At 56.0% G+C, this 16684-nt stretch carries 16 protein-coding genes and 1 tRNA gene; 3 read left to right on the top strand and 14 right to left on the bottom strand.

The window, feature by feature from the left end; all coding sequences use genetic code 11:
* Positions 1-112: 112 nt before the first annotated feature.
* The 3 genes from ACXJGX_RS15385 to ACXJGX_RS15375 all read right to left on the bottom strand — a co-directional run bounded on the left by ACXJGX_RS15385 (position 113) and on the right by ACXJGX_RS15375 (position 1419).
* On the bottom strand, positions 113-472 hold the full coding sequence (locus tag ACXJGX_RS15385) for a hypothetical protein (RefSeq protein ID WP_474783254.1): 360 nt from the start codon (positions 470-472) through the stop codon (positions 113-115).
* 468 nt (positions 473-940) lie between these two features.
* Positions 941-1016, bottom strand: a tRNA-Ala gene (locus tag ACXJGX_RS15380).
* 82 nt (positions 1017-1098) lie between these two features.
* A complete protein-coding gene (locus ACXJGX_RS15375) occupies positions 1099-1419 on the bottom strand; it encodes a TIGR02300 family protein (protein ID WP_474783252.1) in 321 nt (106 codons plus the stop codon).
* A gap of 110 nt (positions 1420-1529) precedes the next feature.
* Here ACXJGX_RS15375 and ACXJGX_RS15370 point away from each other — a divergent pair, with 110 nt between their 5' ends.
* Entirely contained in the window at positions 1530-2222 is a 693-nt protein-coding gene (locus tag ACXJGX_RS15370; RefSeq protein WP_474783250.1) for a M48 family metallopeptidase, read from the top strand.
* 32 nt (positions 2223-2254) lie between these two features.
* On the top strand, positions 2255-2902 hold the full coding sequence (locus ACXJGX_RS15365) for a GntR family transcriptional regulator (RefSeq protein ID WP_474783248.1): 648 nt from the start codon (positions 2255-2257) through the stop codon (positions 2900-2902).
* Here the strand turns inward: ACXJGX_RS15365 and ACXJGX_RS15360 are convergent.
* The 11 genes from ACXJGX_RS15360 to mdh form a co-directional block, all read right to left on the bottom strand.
* Positions 2899-3726, bottom strand: a complete 828-nt coding sequence (locus tag ACXJGX_RS15360) for a TerB family tellurite resistance protein (protein WP_474783246.1) — start codon at positions 3724-3726, stop codon at positions 2899-2901. The two genes, ACXJGX_RS15365 and ACXJGX_RS15360, sit on opposite strands and share 4 nt — an antisense overlap.
* A 177-nt stretch (positions 3727-3903) precedes the next feature.
* The gene (gene lpdA / locus ACXJGX_RS15355) at positions 3904-5292 is read right to left on the bottom strand and encodes a dihydrolipoyl dehydrogenase (protein WP_474783244.1); all 1389 of its coding nucleotides are present in this window, start codon (positions 5290-5292) and stop codon (positions 3904-3906) included.
* A gap of 72 nt (positions 5293-5364) precedes the next feature.
* A complete protein-coding gene (locus tag ACXJGX_RS15350) occupies positions 5365-5775 on the bottom strand; it encodes an MAPEG family protein (protein WP_474783242.1) in 411 nt (136 codons plus the stop codon).
* Between the two features lie 43 nt (positions 5776-5818).
* Positions 5819-6616 (bottom strand): patatin-like phospholipase domain-containing protein, encoded by a 798-nt coding sequence (locus tag ACXJGX_RS15345; RefSeq protein ID WP_474783240.1) that lies wholly within the window; start codon positions 6614-6616, stop codon positions 5819-5821.
* Positions 6617-6786: 170 nt separating this feature from the next.
* Positions 6787-7173 carry an MAPEG family protein gene (locus ACXJGX_RS15340; RefSeq protein WP_474783238.1) on the bottom strand — a complete coding sequence of 129 codons (387 nt, stop codon included), beginning with the start codon at positions 7171-7173 and terminating at the stop codon, positions 6787-6789.
* 145 nt (positions 7174-7318) lie between these two features.
* Positions 7319-8515, bottom strand: coding sequence for a 2-oxoglutarate dehydrogenase complex dihydrolipoyllysine-residue succinyltransferase (odhB, locus tag ACXJGX_RS15335; RefSeq protein ID WP_474783236.1), 1197 nt, complete (start codon positions 8513-8515; stop codon positions 7319-7321).
* A complete protein-coding gene (locus tag ACXJGX_RS15330; protein ID WP_474783234.1) occupies positions 8515-11472 on the bottom strand; it encodes a 2-oxoglutarate dehydrogenase E1 component in 2958 nt (985 codons plus the stop codon). Before ACXJGX_RS15330 ends, odhB begins: the two co-directional genes overlap by 1 nt.
* Positions 11469-11951, bottom strand: a complete 483-nt coding sequence (locus ACXJGX_RS15325; protein ID WP_474783232.1) for a DUF805 domain-containing protein — start codon at positions 11949-11951, stop codon at positions 11469-11471. Before ACXJGX_RS15325 ends, ACXJGX_RS15330 begins: the two co-directional genes overlap by 4 nt.
* A gap of 122 nt (positions 11952-12073) precedes the next feature.
* On the bottom strand, positions 12074-12955 hold the full coding sequence (sucD, locus tag ACXJGX_RS15320; RefSeq protein WP_474783230.1) for a succinate--CoA ligase subunit alpha: 882 nt from the start codon (positions 12953-12955) through the stop codon (positions 12074-12076).
* Positions 12956-13039: 84 nt separating this feature from the next.
* Positions 13040-14233 carry an ADP-forming succinate--CoA ligase subunit beta gene (gene sucC, locus ACXJGX_RS15315; RefSeq protein ID WP_474783228.1) on the bottom strand — a complete coding sequence of 398 codons (1194 nt, stop codon included), beginning with the start codon at positions 14231-14233 and terminating at the stop codon, positions 13040-13042.
* 530 nt (positions 14234-14763) lie between these two features.
* The gene (gene mdh / locus ACXJGX_RS15310) at positions 14764-15726 is read right to left on the bottom strand and encodes a malate dehydrogenase (protein WP_474783226.1); all 963 of its coding nucleotides are present in this window, start codon (positions 15724-15726) and stop codon (positions 14764-14766) included.
* 159 nt (positions 15727-15885) lie between these two features.
* Between mdh and ACXJGX_RS15305 the strand changes: the two genes are divergently transcribed.
* Complete coding sequence (locus ACXJGX_RS15305) at positions 15886-16641, top strand: sulfite exporter TauE/SafE family protein (RefSeq protein ID WP_474783224.1); 756 nt, start codon at positions 15886-15888, stop codon at positions 16639-16641.
* Positions 16642-16684 lie beyond the last annotated feature (43 nt).

The following is a 16684-nucleotide window of genomic DNA, read 5'->3' as shown; positions in this document are numbered from 1 at the left end:
CACCGTGATTTGATGCACAGCATCACGCTTGAAATCTTCACTGAAATTTGGCTTCCCCATAACGGCCTCCTTGCCTCAAAATTAGGGAAGAAAGCGTCTACAATACTAGGGGCTATTCAACATCCAGATACACCCTCATTGAGCCGACATGCTTTTCAGCCCTTGGGTTATCTTTTTGCACTTCTGCCTCGATCTCTCCCAAGCATGTCGCCATCTTGCGTAGAAGTGCCGCCGACTTCTCGCGATCAGGAAGCGAAGCAACCGTTATTTTTGCTGATAAGCTCTGAAATTCAAAGATGATCTTCAGTAGCTTCAAACCACTTTCGGACATGGTCATGAAGTCAAATGGGGTCATTTTTCTGTACCTCTCTTGGAATTTTGAACCGCTTTTCCAACCTTCATCATTACCTCGACCAAGGTAGCTGTCAGGCGGTTCAACAAGATGAATTTCGACAACTAGGGAGGATCCCATCCCCCGGCCCCTTGATTCCTAGTTATGTAGTCGGTGTGCTTCCGCGTCGTTGGGTTGATCTTTACAGCGCGTCGAAGAATGACTTCTGGTCAAAGCTAGGATCCACAGGGCCGATCTCGTCCGCAGCCTCTTGCAAGACCGTTATACGGTCCGCGAGAGATCGAGCAGTGGGCAACGTTGCACTGATGTCATTTGCTATCCGCTGTTCATCAGTAGTGTCTTTAGGCGGCTTCAAATGGCATCCCTTCCGTTAAATCATTCGGCTTCCGATAATGCTTAAGGTGCCCGCGTCTGCGACAGCATGCAAGTTGCCAACTTAGCCTGCTCAAATGAATAGATTTGCCAAAACTGCCAATTTTCCCGCAAAAAGGAAAAAATACGCTGCCAAAAAGGAACTATTATGGGGTGTTTATCAGTCAGAGTGCTGGCCAAAAGGGTCAAACTATGTGGCCCGTCACATGCGGGATTTGGTGGAGCCTAGGGGGGTCGAACCCCTGACCTCTTGCATGCCATGCAAGCGCTCTCCCAACTGAGCTAAGGCCCCGAATGCAACCTGCGTTGCGTGCTGCTGTCTATGCAGCGTTTCGGGCGAGATCAAGAGGGAATCACGCCCGAAATGGATAATTTTAGTCGTCGTCGTTGGCCGCTACGTCAGGCAGATCGTCGAACGAAACTGTGTCGTCATCGTCGTCGTCTTCCAGAACGTCGTCACCCAAATCTACGTCGTCCGCATCGTCGTCGAGAACCAGATCGTCTTCTTCTTCGACCTCATCCTTCACTTTTGACTGCGCATCTGCGGCATCCGCAACCATTGTACGTGTTTTGGACGTATCAATGGGGACTACTTTGCCCGTGTATGGGCTAATAATCGGTGTTGCATTCAGGTCGTAAAAGCGTTTGCCGGTTTCAGGGCAAAGACGCTTTGTGCCCCATTCTTCCTTAGGCATAGGCTATCCCTTCAAATTCTTGTCGTGCCCTTGCGGGTGATCGATGCCAACTGCCATAAGCGGGCAGGCGTGTCAAAGCCTTTGACACATGAAAATATGAGTAGTTGGATATGGGCCGTCATACGCTTGAAGGCAACCCCCCGATTGAGGTGAGTTTGCGCCGCTCTGGACGTGCGCGCAGATTATCGCTGCGGGTGTCCCGTTTGGATGGTCGCGTGACGTTGAGCTTGCCAACGCGGACCCCCGACCACGAAGGAATCGCGTTCCTGCGTGCGCAAGAGCCGTGGCTTCGTAAACACCTGTCGCAACTTGGGGCCTGTGCGCCGGTGCGGGTTGGTGGCACGGTGTTACTGCGCGGGCAACTGGTGCCAATAGATGCAGCTGATGTGCCGCGCATTGTGGTCACCGATTCCGGCATCACGGTTCCGTTGCGGGTGCAGTCTATTGGCGTGCCGGTCCAAGCCAAGCTAAAGGTGATGGCGCGTGACGCGCTGGCGCTAGCCTCTGATGCCTATGCTGCCCAAGTGGGTCGGTCATATACGCAACTGTCCATTCGGGACACACGGTCGCGCTGGGGGTCGTGTAGCAGCCAAGGGCGGCTCATGTACTCTTGGCGGCTGATCATGGCACCGCCTGAGGTGCTGACCTATGTCGCTGCGCACGAGGTTGCGCATTTGGTGCGGATGGACCATTCAGACGCGTTTTGGCGGGTCGTGGAACGTCTCTATCCAAATTATGACGTTCCGCGGCAATGGTTGCGCGAAAACGGTGACCAACTGCATCGTTACTGTTTCGATGATTGACCTGTGCGTATTTTGTGATCACAAGTAAAGCCATGATTCAGCCGCGCCCCGTTGATACCAGCTTTGCTGCCCACGAACGTGTTTACCGTGCGTTGCGCACGCGCATTATGCATGGCGAAATCAACCCCGGCGAAGCGCTGACCCTGCGTGGTATCGGGAAAATCTATGATGTTTCGATGACACCGGCCCGCGAGGCGGTACGCCGGTTAGTGGCCGAAGGTGCGCTGTCGCTGTCGTCTTCGGGCCGGGTCGCAACCCCTGCCTTGTCCAATGACCGAATCGAAGAACTTGCGACGTTGCGCGCATTGCTTGAACCTGAATTGGCGTCGCGAGCGCTGCCACGGGCGCATTTCGCCCTGATTGATCGTCTGGAGACGATCAATAATGGTGTCAGCCAAATGATCGCACGCCAAGATGCGACCGGATATATCCGGATGAACCTCGAATTTCACCGCACGCTTTATTTGCGGGCGCAGGCCCCGGCCATGTTAGCGATGACCGAAACGGTCTGGTTGCAACTGGGGCCGACCATGCGGTCGTTATACGGGCGGCTGAACCGGACCGAGCCACCTTATCACCATAAACTGATCATCAGTGCGCTGAAGGCCGGGGATGAGCCGGGGTTGCGTCTTGCGGTGCGAACCGATGCGACAAAAGGTCTTCGGTTGCTCAAGGCTTAAGTGCTACCCAACGCGAGGTTCAACACCCGCCGGAAATCTTCACCCGGCATTCCCAGTCCGTAGGCCAGTTCAGTTGCAAAGGCGTATTCCGTGGGCTGGATGCGGCCGCCGGCGGTGGCGACCGTCAGCACACCTTGGAGCATCAGGTCTTTTTCGCGGTCGCGCAGCCCCTTGCCAAAGGCAATAAAGTCGTTGGGTCCGAGGCCATTTGACAGGTCAATTGAATCGACCACGTGCATGACATCTGTCGCGGTATAGTTGCGCCCGGTCAATTGCCGTGCGGTTGACCGGATGAGCGCAATTTCATTGGCCGCCACACTGCTATTGCATTTCGCGACATGACACATCGCGGAGAGAATTCGCAGCGCTGCCTTTTTGCGCATCGCCCCACCCAGTTCGATCCCCAACAACGACTTCACGCGCCGGATAATGACGGCGATCAATCCCAGAGCGACTGCCAATAAGATCCCGTAATACATCATGTTCCGCTGCAGCGTGTTGTGTGCGATTGGGTTCACATCTTTTGGCACAAAGCCAAGCCCTTGGGCGGCAACCATCATGTCCGCACTATACGCCCGGTCATAGCGGCCCGTGCATCCATCAGAGGCCAAGACATAAGATTGAATATCACTTTTGATGGTTACGCCAAAAACCTGTGTGTCGTCCGTGAGATAGCAAAGCGACATCATCTCGTCGTTTGGCCCGGGAATGGTGGTCGGCGCCACAAATTCAAGCCCAGACACCTGCGCAAAGGCGCGTGGGGCGGCCAGTGCGGGTCCGGCAAAGAACAACAGCAATGGTAAGACAAGGGCAGAGGCGTTCATATGGGATCTCAGAAACATTAAAAATCACTACACTAAAATCGGCTTAAATTGTGGCGGTCGTATGGTGGGCAGCGCGCAAGTATGCGGCATTCCGCCGAACGGCAGCCCAAAGCGGGTATTATACACCTTCAGGTTTAGGGGCGTGATGGCGCGGGGTAAACCCCGCGCCGTTGTTTTTTAGGCGTGAATTGCGCCATCGCCACACGCCAAAGCAGCTTCGCGCACGGCTTCGGAATAGGTGGGGTGGGCGTGGCAGGTGCGCGCGATGTCTTCTGCTGCCGCGCCGAATTCCATTGCGACGCAGATTTCATGGATCAAATCACCGGCCATCGGGCCAATGATATGCGCGCCCAGAATGCGATCTGTCTGGGCGTCGACCAATAGCTTTACAAAGCCGTCGCCGGCAAAGTTGGCCTTGGCGCGGGCGTTACCCATAAAGGGGAATTTCCCGACCTTATACGCACGCCCCTGTGCCTTTAGGGTTTCTTCGGTCTCGCCGACGCTGCTGACTTCGGGATGGGTGTAAATCACGCCCGGAATGATGCCGTAGTTCACATGCGGGTGTTGGCCGGCAATACATTCGGCCACGGCCATGCCTTCGTCTTCGGCTTTGTGCGCCAGCATCGGTCCGGCAATGGTATCGCCGATGGCGTAGATACCCGGAATGTTGGTGGCATATTTGCCGTCGGTTTTGATCTGACCGCGGTCGGTCATTTCGATGCCCAAGGCATCCAAACCCAGACCTTTGGTGTAAGGCTTGCGACCAGTTGCGACCAGAACTGTGTCAGCGTCCAGCGTGTGTTCACTGTCGTCTTTGCGCAGCTTATAGGTCACAGTCGCCTTGCTATTCTTGACCGCGACGCCCTGAACAGCCGCCCCTAGAGTGAATTTAAGACCCTGCTTTGTCAGCATTTTTTGGAACTGGCGCGCGATTTCGGCATCAAGACCCGGGGTGATCGCATCAAGGTATTCAACAACCGTCACATCGGACCCAAGGCGGGCGTAGACCGACCCCAGTTCAAGGCCAATGACCCCTGCACCGATCACGACAAGTGACTTGGGGATCTTGTTCAGTTCCAGCGCACCGGTCGAGGTCACGACAGTTTTCTCATCGACCTCGATGCCCGGCAATCCAGAGGCCTCGGAGCCGGATGCAATGACGATATTCTTGGCGTCATAGGTGGTGTCGCCGACTTTCACTTTTCCAACTTCCGGGATCGTAGCCCAGCCTTTGATCCAGTCTACCTTGTTCTTTTTGAACAAAAACTCGATGCCGCCGGTATTTTGGCCAACAACCTTGTCTTTGTAGGACAGCATTTGCTTCCAATCGACAGAGGGTGCTTTACCCTTCAGGCCCATCTCGGCAAAGTTATGCTCGGCTTCGTGCAGCATGTGGGTCGCGTGCAGCATGGCTTTTGATGGAATACAGCCGACATTCAAACACGTCCCGCCAAGGGTTTCACGGCCCTCGACACAGGCAACTTTCATGCCAAGTTGGGCGCAACGGATTGCGCTGACATAGCCGCCTGGGCCGGCGCCGATGATGATAACGTCATAGCTGGACATGGTGTCTCCTTTGGTCATTTTCTGGTGTCGGACTGGCGTCGGACAATCGTCGGATTTTTGCCGGGCACTGGTTCAGATCAGGGCCGACAGTATCATGAGGATGGTTGAGAGAAAGCCCACAAACCAAATCAGCGAACGCCACGGCGTCCAGCCAAAGTAGTAGGCGGGGATATAAAGAATGCGGGCGCCCAGATAGGTCCATGCGCAAATGGCGCTTAACCCGGTCCCCTTGTCGCCAAGCGTGATCACGACCACGGCAATGGTGAACAAAATCAGCCCTTCGAAGTGGTTATTGAGCGCGCGGAACAGACGACCTGTTTTGACGCTGACCTGTTCGATCAGCGGTTTACCCAAACGCTGCGGATCGCGCGGCGACGCCGTTTTTCCGGGACCAAGTTCAAGGTTCGCAGGGATCGCCATCAAGGCGAATTGAATGCCCTGCAAAAGGCCAGCGAGGGCGAGGACGGTAAGTTCGGGGGTCATACTAGCGCGCCTTTTTTGGTGGGAGAGTGACAGGGTGACATAATTAGATCAATATTTCTGGCGGAACGATAGCATCTTTCAGTTTGCCCTGCGCCCGCAACCGGACAGCGACTGCGTGCATGCGGATATCATGTGAGATCGTTGTCACATTCGGCAGGTCCGCCACGTATTGATGCTGTCGCGCATCAAGCCTGTTCCGAGCGGCAAAGTGCATATCTGCTTGGCCCGTCAGAGGCCTTTCGATGAGAATTTTACGCAGATCATTTTCGGGCAAATTATAGTCAAACCGGAAAGAAGAGACCCGCGAGTCGCCGTAGGCTGCAACGATGTTGCGCGTCAGCAGCGTTTGCGCACCAAAAGTGACAATCCTGTCTGCATCCAGCGCGTGACCAAATAGCAAAGCCGCGTATCCCCCGGAACTAGACCCGACAAAAGTCAGGGGCCTTGGAAAATCCTGAAGCAGAGACCGCAGAAAACCGATCGTGTCGTTTCTGTTTTCAGTCAGACCCATAAGCCCGTCTTGATACCAGCTTTTATAAAAGTCTTTGATAAAGACGCGATGGCAGTTGGTGTCGCTGAGCGTGCCGACAAATTCGAGTTTTGTGATCATATCGCCACCCAGCATGCTGCCGCAAACAACGTAGGTTCCTTGCGGTTGCTGCGCATACTGTATCTGGATCGGCATGAAATCTGGTTGCGCGGCACCCGCATCAAACCCGGTCTGTTGGATGACCGCCCGATGGAATTGCCGCCTGCGCGTCAGCTCGCGCTGATACAGCTTGTTCATCAGGTCAAGCTGCTCTTGCAGTTTATTGACGTCAGGATTCACGCGGCGGCCCATGTTTTCAGATCGGACTTTATCACTGTTGCATACGCAATAGGCATGCCAACTTTCGGTCGTGTCCAATACTGCGGGTGTGGCGGGTTCATAACGTGTTCTTTAAAGCGCGATCCGGTAAAATGTGTTCCGCCTGACGAGACGCAGTTCACCGGATACGCACGCCTTTTCGGTTAAAGCAGAGGCATCAGCATCATCAGCAGGCCGCCGATCGACACAAACCACGTGATGGATCGCAGCATCGGAATGGCGATCACATAGGCGGGAATATAGACAATCCGCGCCCAGAACCAGATCGCGGCCCCCATCGCCGATGTCGCGTTGCCCATGTCCGTCACAGCAAGAGCGAGGGCGAGCGCGATGAAGGCAGGGAAGGTTTCCAGATAGTTGCGCAAGGCGCGCTGGATGCGGCCCGCGACGGCACTTTGGTCGCGTGCGCTGTCTTGGGGGCCAAGCGCCCAACCAATGCCTTTGCTCAGGTCACTGAACGTGGCTTGAACCAGAATATGAATAATCAACAGGGCAACGCCCCAAACAAGATGCTGCACTTCTGGTGTCATGGGATGTCCGATCTGAAAATGGAGTCTTGTAAGTAAGCTATCAGTCGTGAAGTCGCCGGTGGTAAAAATTAAAATCCCACCCTGCGTCGCCGAGCAGCGCGCGGACCTCTACAATGGAAGGGTCCGCGCGCTGCCCATATGTTGCTTATAAATCCATCAACAACCGACGTGGATCCTCAAGCGCTTCTTTGACCCGCACAAGGAACGTCACAGCCCCTTTGCCGTCGACGATCCGGTGGTCGTAAGACAGCGCAAGGTACATCATCGGGCGGATGACGACTTGGCCATTGATCGCCATGGGGCGGTCTTGGATTTTGTGCATGCCCAGGATGCCGGACTGTGGGGGGTTGAGGATGGGCGAGGACATCAGCGACCCGTAGACGCCACCGTTCGAGATGGTGAAGGTGCCACCCTGCATTTCGGCCATCGACAGTTTGCCGTCGCGGGCTTTGGCACCCATTTCGGCAATCGCCTTTTCGATACCGGCGAATGACATCTGGTCGGCGTCATTGATCACGGGGACAACAAGGCCAGTGGGTGTGCCGGCCGCGATGCCCATGTTGACGTAGTTTTTATATACAACGTCGGTGCCGTCAATTTCGGCGTTCACTTCGGGGACTTCGTTCAGGGCATGGATGCAAGCCTTGGTGAAGAAAGACATAAAGCCCAGCTTGACGCCGTGTTTCTTTAAAAACAGGTCTTTGTATTCGTTGCGCAGGCTCATCACCTCGGTCATGTCGACCTCGTTGTAGGTGGTCAGCATCGCCGCGGTGTTTTGGCTTTCTTTCAGGCGCTTGGCGATGGTCTGGCGCAGGCGGGTCATTTTCACGCGCTCTTCGCGGGCGGCCTGATCCGCGGCAACGGGCGCACGTGGCGCTGCAGGGGCTGCAGGCGCAGGCGATGCGAGGGCGTTCAACACGTCTTCTTTCATCACACGACCGTCTTTGCCGGTACCAGTGACGTTGGACAGGTTGTTTTCGGCCATCAGTTTGTTCGCTGATGGCGCGTTTTCGATGTCGGTGCGTGTGCCCGCTGCGACTGGCGCTGGGGTTGCAGGCGTTGCGGGCGCAGCAGGTGCTTCGGCCTTTGGTGCGGGCGCGGCGGCGCCTTCGGTGATTTGGGCCAGTAGCGCGTCAACGCCAACGGTTTCGCCTTCGGCAGCCACGATTTCCGACAGGGTGCCAGCGATGGGGCTTGGCACTTCGACGGTGACTTTGTCTGTTTCCAGCTCGCACAGCATTTCGTCAACGGCGACGGTATCGCCGGGCTTTTTGAACCATGTGGCCACTGTGGCTTCGGTCACGGATTCGCCAAGTGTGGGGACGCGGACTTCGGTGCTCATTACTTTGTTCCTTCGACTGTCAGCGCATCATTCACGAGGGCTGCTTGTTCTGCTTTGTGTTTGCTGGCCAATCCGGTCGCAGGCGAGGCCGCAGCCGCGCGCCCCGCATAGATGGGCCGTGTGTTTTTGGCTTTGATCCGGGTCAGAACCCATTCGATGTTAGGCTCCATAAAGGCCCAGCCACCTTGGTTTTTGGGCTCTTCCTGACACCAGACCATATCGGCGTTCTTGAACCGTTCAAGTTCGTTGACGGCGGATTGCGCCGGGAACGGATAGAACTGTTCGAACCGCATGATGTAGACATCGTTGATCCCGCGCGCATCGCGTTCTTCTAGCAGGTCATAATAGACTTTGCCCGAACACATCACCACGCGTTTGATTTTATCGTCTGCGACCAATGTGGTGTCGGAATTGCCCTGCTGTGCATCGTCCCACAACACGCGGTGGAACGACGATCCGGTGGTGAAATCAGCGGCGGTGGAGACCGCCAGTTTATGCCGCAGCAGTGACTTTGGCGTCATCAGGATCAGCGGTTTACGGTAGCTGCGGTGCAATTGGCGGCGCAGGATGTGAAAGTAGTTCGCTGGCGTGGTGCAGTTCGCCACGATCCAGTTGTCGCCACCGCACATGGTCAGGAACCGTTCCAGACGGGCAGAAGAGTGTTCTGGCCCTTGCCCTTCGTAGCCATGCGGCAGCAGGCACACGAGGCCGGACATCCGCAACCATTTGCTTTCCCCGGACGATATGAACTGGTCGAACATGATCTGGGCACCATTTGCGAAATCGCCAAACTGGGCTTCCCATAGGGTCAGCGCATTCGGCTCCGCGAGAGAGTAGCCATATTCAAAGCCCAGTACCGCATATTCGGACAACATGCTGTCGATCACTTCGTAATTGGCCTGACCTTCACGGATATTGTTCAGCGGGTAATAGCGGTCTTCGTTTTCTTGGTTGATCAGACCTGAATGGCGTTGGCTGAACGTGCCGCGCGTACTGTCCTGACCGGACAGACGCACGTTATAGCCTTCGGTGACCAGCGACCCAAAGGCCAATGCCTCGCCGGTGGCCCAGTCAATGCCAGTGCCGGTTTCAAACATCTGCGCCTTGGCTTCCAGAATGCGACCGACCGTTTTGTGCAGCGGAAAACCTTCGGGGACGGTTGTCAGGCCGCGACCGATTTCAAGAAAGGTCTTTTCGTCAATCGCTGTCGCGCCGCGCTGATAATCTTCTTTTTGCCGGTCAAGATGCGACCACTTGCCGTCCAGCCAGTCGGCTTTGTTCGGTTTGTATGTTTTGCCGTTCTCGAATTCGGTGTTCAGATGCGCCTGAAAGGCGGCTTTCATGTCCTCGATTTCGCCTTCGGGGATCAAGCCGTCTTTGACCAGCCGTTCTGTATAAAGCGTCAGCGTGGTCTTTTGCTTTTTGATCTTGTTGTACATCATCGGGTTGGTGAACATCGGCTCGTCGCCTTCGTTGTGACCAAACCTGCGGTAGCAGATGATGTCCAGCACCACGTCTTTGTGGAATTTCTGGCGGAATTCTGTGGCGACGCGGGCGGCGTGCACCACGGCCTCTGGGTCATCGCCGTTGACGTGAAAGATGGGTGCTTCGACCATCAGGGCGATGTCGGTGGGGTAGGGGCTTGAACGGCTAAAGTGCGGTGCGGTGGTGAAACCGATCTGGTTATTCACCACGATATGCATTGTGCCGCCAGTGCGGTGACCGCGCAGGCCGGACAGGCCGAAGCCTTCGGCAACAACGCCCTGACCCGCAAAGGCCGCATCGCCGTGCAGCAGGATCGCCATAACCTTTGTGCGGTCCTTGTCGTTCTTCTGGTCCTGCTTTGCGCGGACCTTGCCCAGCACAACAGGGTTCACCGCCTCTAGGTGGGACGGGTTTGCCGTCAGCGACAGGTGCACGTTGTTATCGTCAAACTGGCGGTCGCTGGACGCGCCAAGGTGATATTTCACATCGCCTGATCCATCGACATCCTCGGGCTTGAACGACCCGCCTTGGAATTCGTTGAAAATTGCGCGGTAGGGTTTTTGCATCACGTTCGCCAGCACCGACAAACGGCCCCGGTGTGGCATCCCGATAACGATATCCTCAAGCCCCAGCTGGCCGCCACGCTTGATGATCTGCTCCATCGCGGGGATCAGGCTTTCGCCGCCATCAAGACCGAACCGTTTGGTCCCCATGTATTTCACATGCAGAAATTTCTCGAATCCCTCGGCCTGCACGAGGCTGTTCAGGATCGCCTTGCGGCCCGTTTGGGTAAAGGTGATTTCCTTGCCGTAGCCTTCGATGCGTTCTTTCAGCCAACCTGCCTCTTCGGGGTTGGAAATATGCATGTATTGCAGCGCAAACGTACCGCAATACGTGCGGCGCACGATCGCCATGATTTCGGCCATGGTCGCCACTTCGAGGCCAAGCACGTTATCGATAAAGATCGGGCGGTCCATGTCTGCGGCGGTAAAGCCGTAGGATGCAGGGTCCAGTTCAGGATGTGGGTCGTTTTCACGCATGCCAAGCGGGTCAAGGTCAGCGATCAAATGCCCGCGGATGCGGTAGGCGCGAATGATCATCAGCGCGCGCAAGCTGTCCAGAACAGCAGTCCGGACCTGATTTTGATCAAGCGTCACGCCTTTTTCGGCGGCTTTTGCTTCGATTTTTTTGCCAGCCGCTGCAGGTTCGACCGGCCACTGCCCGTCAAGCGCCGCTGTCAGGTCGTCGTTAGGCAGCGGTGGCCAATCCATACGGCCCCAAGACGGGCCTGCGGCCTCTGCCTTGGCGTCGGCAGGGGCATCACCCAGCGCCTTGAAAAAGTCGCGCCAGCTTTCGTCAACCGCATTGGGGTTGTCGGCGTAACGCGCATAAAGCTGTTCGACATATTCCGCGTTATGCCCCTGCAAGAACGATGAGGCGTGAAGAATGTCGTTGGGAGATTGATCGTTCATGATTGAACCTCAGTTGGGTTAGGGCCGTGGATGTTTGCGCCTGCGTGGGATTTGCGGGCAAGTAGGTAAATAAAGAAGAGTGAATACGTGAGAATTGGTAGAACGATCACCACAATTGGCACCTGATCGTGCGTTAACTTGGAGATGTAGGACAGCAGGGTAAAACCCGCTATGCCGACAGCAACAAACTTGCCCACGGGAAAGCCTGTGTCATTTAACCGGCGCGTCATCGCGCTCAGGTATGGGATTGTGAAGAGACCTGTGAAGATATTCGTCCACCAGGTTTCGCCGGACCCAAGGCCAAATTGAATGCCGAATTCGATGCGTCCAGCCCCACTGAACCCTGAAGACAACAATGTGCCGATGAAGTTCACCAGTGACAGGAAGAGCACGAACCACCAAAACTCCGATCGCGAGGCGCGACCCGAGAAAGTAAGAGATTTGTCTAGGCAGGTTTTGATGGATCGCATGACGTCCATTAGCGGATACCTTTTGCCCGGTTGTGAGATTGGGCTGCGCCCGACGCTCCCCACGGGAGGGCGCATTGCACCCACCCTGGATCAGGCGCAGCCCTTGTGATATGCGCAGCGCCTGATGTCATTTAACCGATTGCCTTGAGCACAGCTTCGCCAAGTGTGGCGGGGCTATCTGCGACGATGATGCCGGCGGATTTCATGGCTTCGATCTTGCTTTCTGCATCGCCTTTACCACCGGCAACAATCGCGCCCGCGTGACCCATGCGGCGGCCCGGAGGTGCTGTGCGGCCTGCGATAAAGCCAGCCGTTGGTTTCCAGCGGCCTTTTTTCTTTTGCGCAGCAAGGTATTCTGCGGCCTCTTCTTCGGCGGAACCGCCGATTTCGCCGATCATGATGATCGAATGTGTTTCGTCATCATTCAGGAACATTTCCAACACATCGATGTGTTCAGTACCTTTGATCGGGTCGCCACCAATACCGACGGCTGTGGACTGTCCCAAGCCAAGATCAGATGTCTGTTTCACCGCCTCATAGGTCAGGGTGCCAGAGCGGGACACAACGCCAACCGACCCACGACGATGGATGTGGCCGGGCATGATGCCGATTTTGCAGGCGTCAGGGGTGATCACGCCGGGGCAGTTTGGCCCGATCAGGAGGGATTTCGTGCCCAGCAGCGCCTTTTTCACGCGCATCATATCCAGCACAGGAATGCCTTCGGTGATACAGATGATCAGTTCCATTTCGGCGTCGATCGCCTCGAGGATGGAATCCGCGGCAAACGGCGGCGGCACGTAGATGACCGATGCGTTGGCTTCGGTCACGTGCTTGGCTTCGTGGACCGAGTTGAAGACGGGCAGGTCAAGGTGCATGGTGCCGCCCTTGCCGGGGGTCACGCCGCCCACCATTTTGGTGCCATAGGCAATGGCCTGTTCAGAGTGGAATGTCCCTTGTGAGCCGGTGATGCCCTGACAGATGACGCGTGTATTTTCGTTTACGAGAATGGCCATGTGGGCCTCCTTGGAAATCGTTGTGTAGGGTGGGGTTCACCCCACCGATGAAGTGGCACGGCGGGGTAGTCCCCCGCCCTACGTTTATCCTTTGACAGCTTTCACGATCTTTTGTGCGCCGTCTTTCAGGTCGTCAGCGGCGATCACGTTGAGGCCGGAGTTTTTGATGATGTCTTTGCCAAGCTCGACGTTGGTCCCTTCGAGGCGGACCACCAGTGGCACTTGCAGACCGACCTCTTTCACCGCAGCAATCACGCCTTCGGCGATGACGTCGCAACGCATGATGCCGCCGAAGATATTCACAAGGATGCCTTTGACTTGTGGGTCAGAGGTGATGATCTTGAATGCTTCGGTGACTTTTTCCTTGGTCGCGCCGCCGCCCACGTCAAGAAAGTTGGCAGGCTCTGCGCCATAGAGTTTGATGATGTCCATCGTCGCCATAGCAAGGCCAGCGCCGTTGACCATACAGCCGATTTCACCGTCAAGCGCGATGTAGTTCAGGTCGAATTTGGACGCGGCCAATTCTTTTGGGTCTTCTTCGGTTTCATCGCGCAAGGCGGCGATATCGGCGTGGCGATAGATGGCATTGCCGTCAAACGATACCTTGGCATCAAGCACCTTAAGGTCGCCCTTGTCGGTGACGATCAGCGGGTTGATTTCCAGCATTTCCATGTCTTTTTCGGTGAAGGCTTTGTAAAGTTGCCCCATCAAAGTCACGCACTGCTTGATCTGACCGCCGGTCAGACCCAATGCGAATGCGACGCGGCGGCCATGGAATGCCTGATAGCCGGTTGCTGGATCAACAGTGAAGTTAAGAATTTTTTCGGGGGTGTTTTCAGCGACTTCTTCGATGTCCATCCCACCTTCGGTGGAGACCACAAAGCCGATCCGGCTGGATGCGCGGTCGACCAGCAGGGCGAGGTACATTTCGGTTTCGATGCCAGAACCGTCTTCGATGTAGACGCGGTTTACGACCTTGCCGACGGGGCCAGTCTGGTGTGTGACCAATGTGCGGCCCAACATTTTCTTGGCTTCGGCTGCGGCCTCTTCGACAGAGCGGGCAAGGCGGACGCCGCCGGCTTCGCCTGCGTCGGATTCTTTGAATTTACCTTTGCCGCGGCCACCGGCGTGGATCTGTGCCTTGACGACCCAGAGCGGTCCGTCAAGTTCGCCAGCGGCGGTTTTTGCGTCTTCGGCGCGGGTAACAGGGCGACCGTCTGAGACAGGGGCGCCATAGCTGCGCAACAGTGCTTTGGCCTGATATTCGTGGATGTTCATAGGGACATGTCCAATTTGGCTTCGGTTAACCCATCTAAAGCACAAGGAATGAACACTTTGTAACTGAAAAATTGGAAAAACGGTGACAATCGAACATTTGTGATCACACTATTTCTGGCTGTGATCACAAAAGTGGTATGGCGTGGCTCGCGCAATTGCAGGGGGCGAAAAAGATTCGTGCCACCGCACGTTCAACCCGGGCACCCGCATCGACGCGCGCGTGCGTCTTTTCGATTGCCGCATCATATGTGTCCTGCATTTGCGTGGTGGTGACGCATTCGCAGTCTATCCGGGCGATATGCGCATTATCGGCGATTGACGATGGATCTTTGAGACTCGGGAAGGAAACTGCAACAGGCCTTTCATCGCCCATATGATTATCACAAGAATGAGCGTGCTTGCCCCAATCGACTCATGCCCGCCCGATTAAACCAATTGGGGCGGTTTTTGCAGAACGGGTTTGCCGCTGCGGTGACATAAAAAAGGGTGCCGCGAACGGCACCCTTTGTAAGTCATTCTTTATGTATCAGTTACGCAAGCGAGCCATCGATGCCTTTGCAGGCTTCGACCAGGCCTTTGACCGCGTCGACAGATTTGTCGAACATGGCTTGTTCGTCTTTGTTCATCTTGATCTCGACGACGCGCTCGATGCCGCCGGCGCCGATGATCGTTGGCACGCCAACATAGAACCCATCAAGGCCGTACGCGCCGTCAACGTGGGCTGCACATGGGAGCAGACGCTTTTGGTCTTTCAGAAAAGCTTCGGCCATTTCAATGGCTGATGTCGCCGGTGCGTAGAATGCGGAACCTGTTTTCAGCAGACCAACAATTTCGGCACCGCCGTCGCGGGTGCGTTGCACGATCGCGTCCAGCTTATCTTGGGTTGTCCACCCCATGTCGACCAGATCAGGCAAAGGAATACCTGCAACGGTGGAATAGCGTGTCAGTGGCACCATGGTGTCGCCGTGGCCGCCCAGAACAAACGCGGTGACGTCGCGCATGGATACTTTGAATTCGTCAGCAAGGAAGTGACGGAAGCGCGCTGAGTCCAAAACGCCCGCCATGCCGCAAACCATATGGTGGGGCAGGCCGGAAAATTCGCGCAGCGCCCAGACCATCGCATCAAGCGGGTTGGTGATACAGATGACAAACGCGTTTGGCGCATGGGCGGCAATGCCTTCACCCACGGATTTCATGACCTTAAGATTGATACCCAAGAGGTCATCGCGTGACATGCCCGGCTTGCGAGGAACGCCCGCCGTTACGATGCAAACGTCTGCGCCTGCGATATCCGCGTAATCGTTGGTGCCTTTAAAGCTGCCATCAAATTTCGCAGCAGGGCCGGATTCAGCGATATCAAGCGCCTTACCTTGTGGAAAGCCTTCGGCGATGTCGAACAGCACAACGTCGCCGAGTTCTTTGACCGCTGCGAGGTGTGCAAGCGTGCCGCCGATTTGTCCGGCGCCGATAAGGGCAATCTTGGGTCTAGCCATGGAAAAGGATCCTTTGGTGGGTTGGATTTGCGACATTGGGTAAGCGTTTGAGAGCGCGCACGCAAGAGCGCTGCATCGCGGCATGTCTGAATAACTGGTGGCTCCGTACCCTGTAAGGCGCTAACGAAAGGTGAATCCACGGCATTTCAGGAGCCACCCATGATCGAATTTGATTGGCAGTTTTTTGCAGTAGGTATCCCTGCGATTGTATTCGGCGGTATTTCCAAAGGCGGATTCGGGTCAGGAGCCGCCTTTGTCGCGGGGGCGATTCTGGCGTTAGTGGTGCCGCCGGGGGCCGCCTTGGCGATTATCTTGCCGCTGTTCATGTTGATCGATGTCGCCACGTTGAAACCCTATTGGGGTAAATGGCACTGGCCATCCGCAAAAGGCATGATGCAAGGCGCTGTGCCCGGCGTGGCCTTTGCCGCATGGGTTTACACGGCTGTAGATGCTGATTTTTTCAGACTGCTGATTGGGGCGATTTGTCTGGCCTTCGTCGCATTTCAGGCCAGCCGTGCGCTGGGCTGGTTGACCATCGGGCAGGCGCCGTTTTCACGCAAGTTCGCGTTGCTGGCGGGGTTGGTGGGCGGATTTACCAGTTTCGTCAGCCATGCGGGTGGTCCGCCAACCGCGGTGTTTCTGCTATCGCAAGGCCTGAACAAGACAATGTATCAGGCGACGACCGTCATCACGTTTTGGGCGGTGAACTGGATGAAGGTGGTACCCTATGTGTTCTTGGGAATTTTCACATGGAATACGCTGCTGGGCAGTTTGGTCTTGGCCCCCTTTGCGCTGATCGGGGCGTGGATCGGGGTGCGGGCGCATGATCTGGTGCCCGAGCGACTTTTCTTTGGCCTGACTTATATTTTGCTGGTCGCCACGGGCGTCCGCCTTATCTGGGTCGCAATAGCATAACCCCCAGCCGCAAGCGGCCGGGGGTTAAGTTTAGTCGGGGTCG

Source organism: Yoonia sp. SWMV100, from assembly GCF_056108365.1.
The sequence above is the reverse complement of the archived record's forward strand: the minus strand, read 5'-3'. Positions and strand labels throughout refer to the sequence as shown.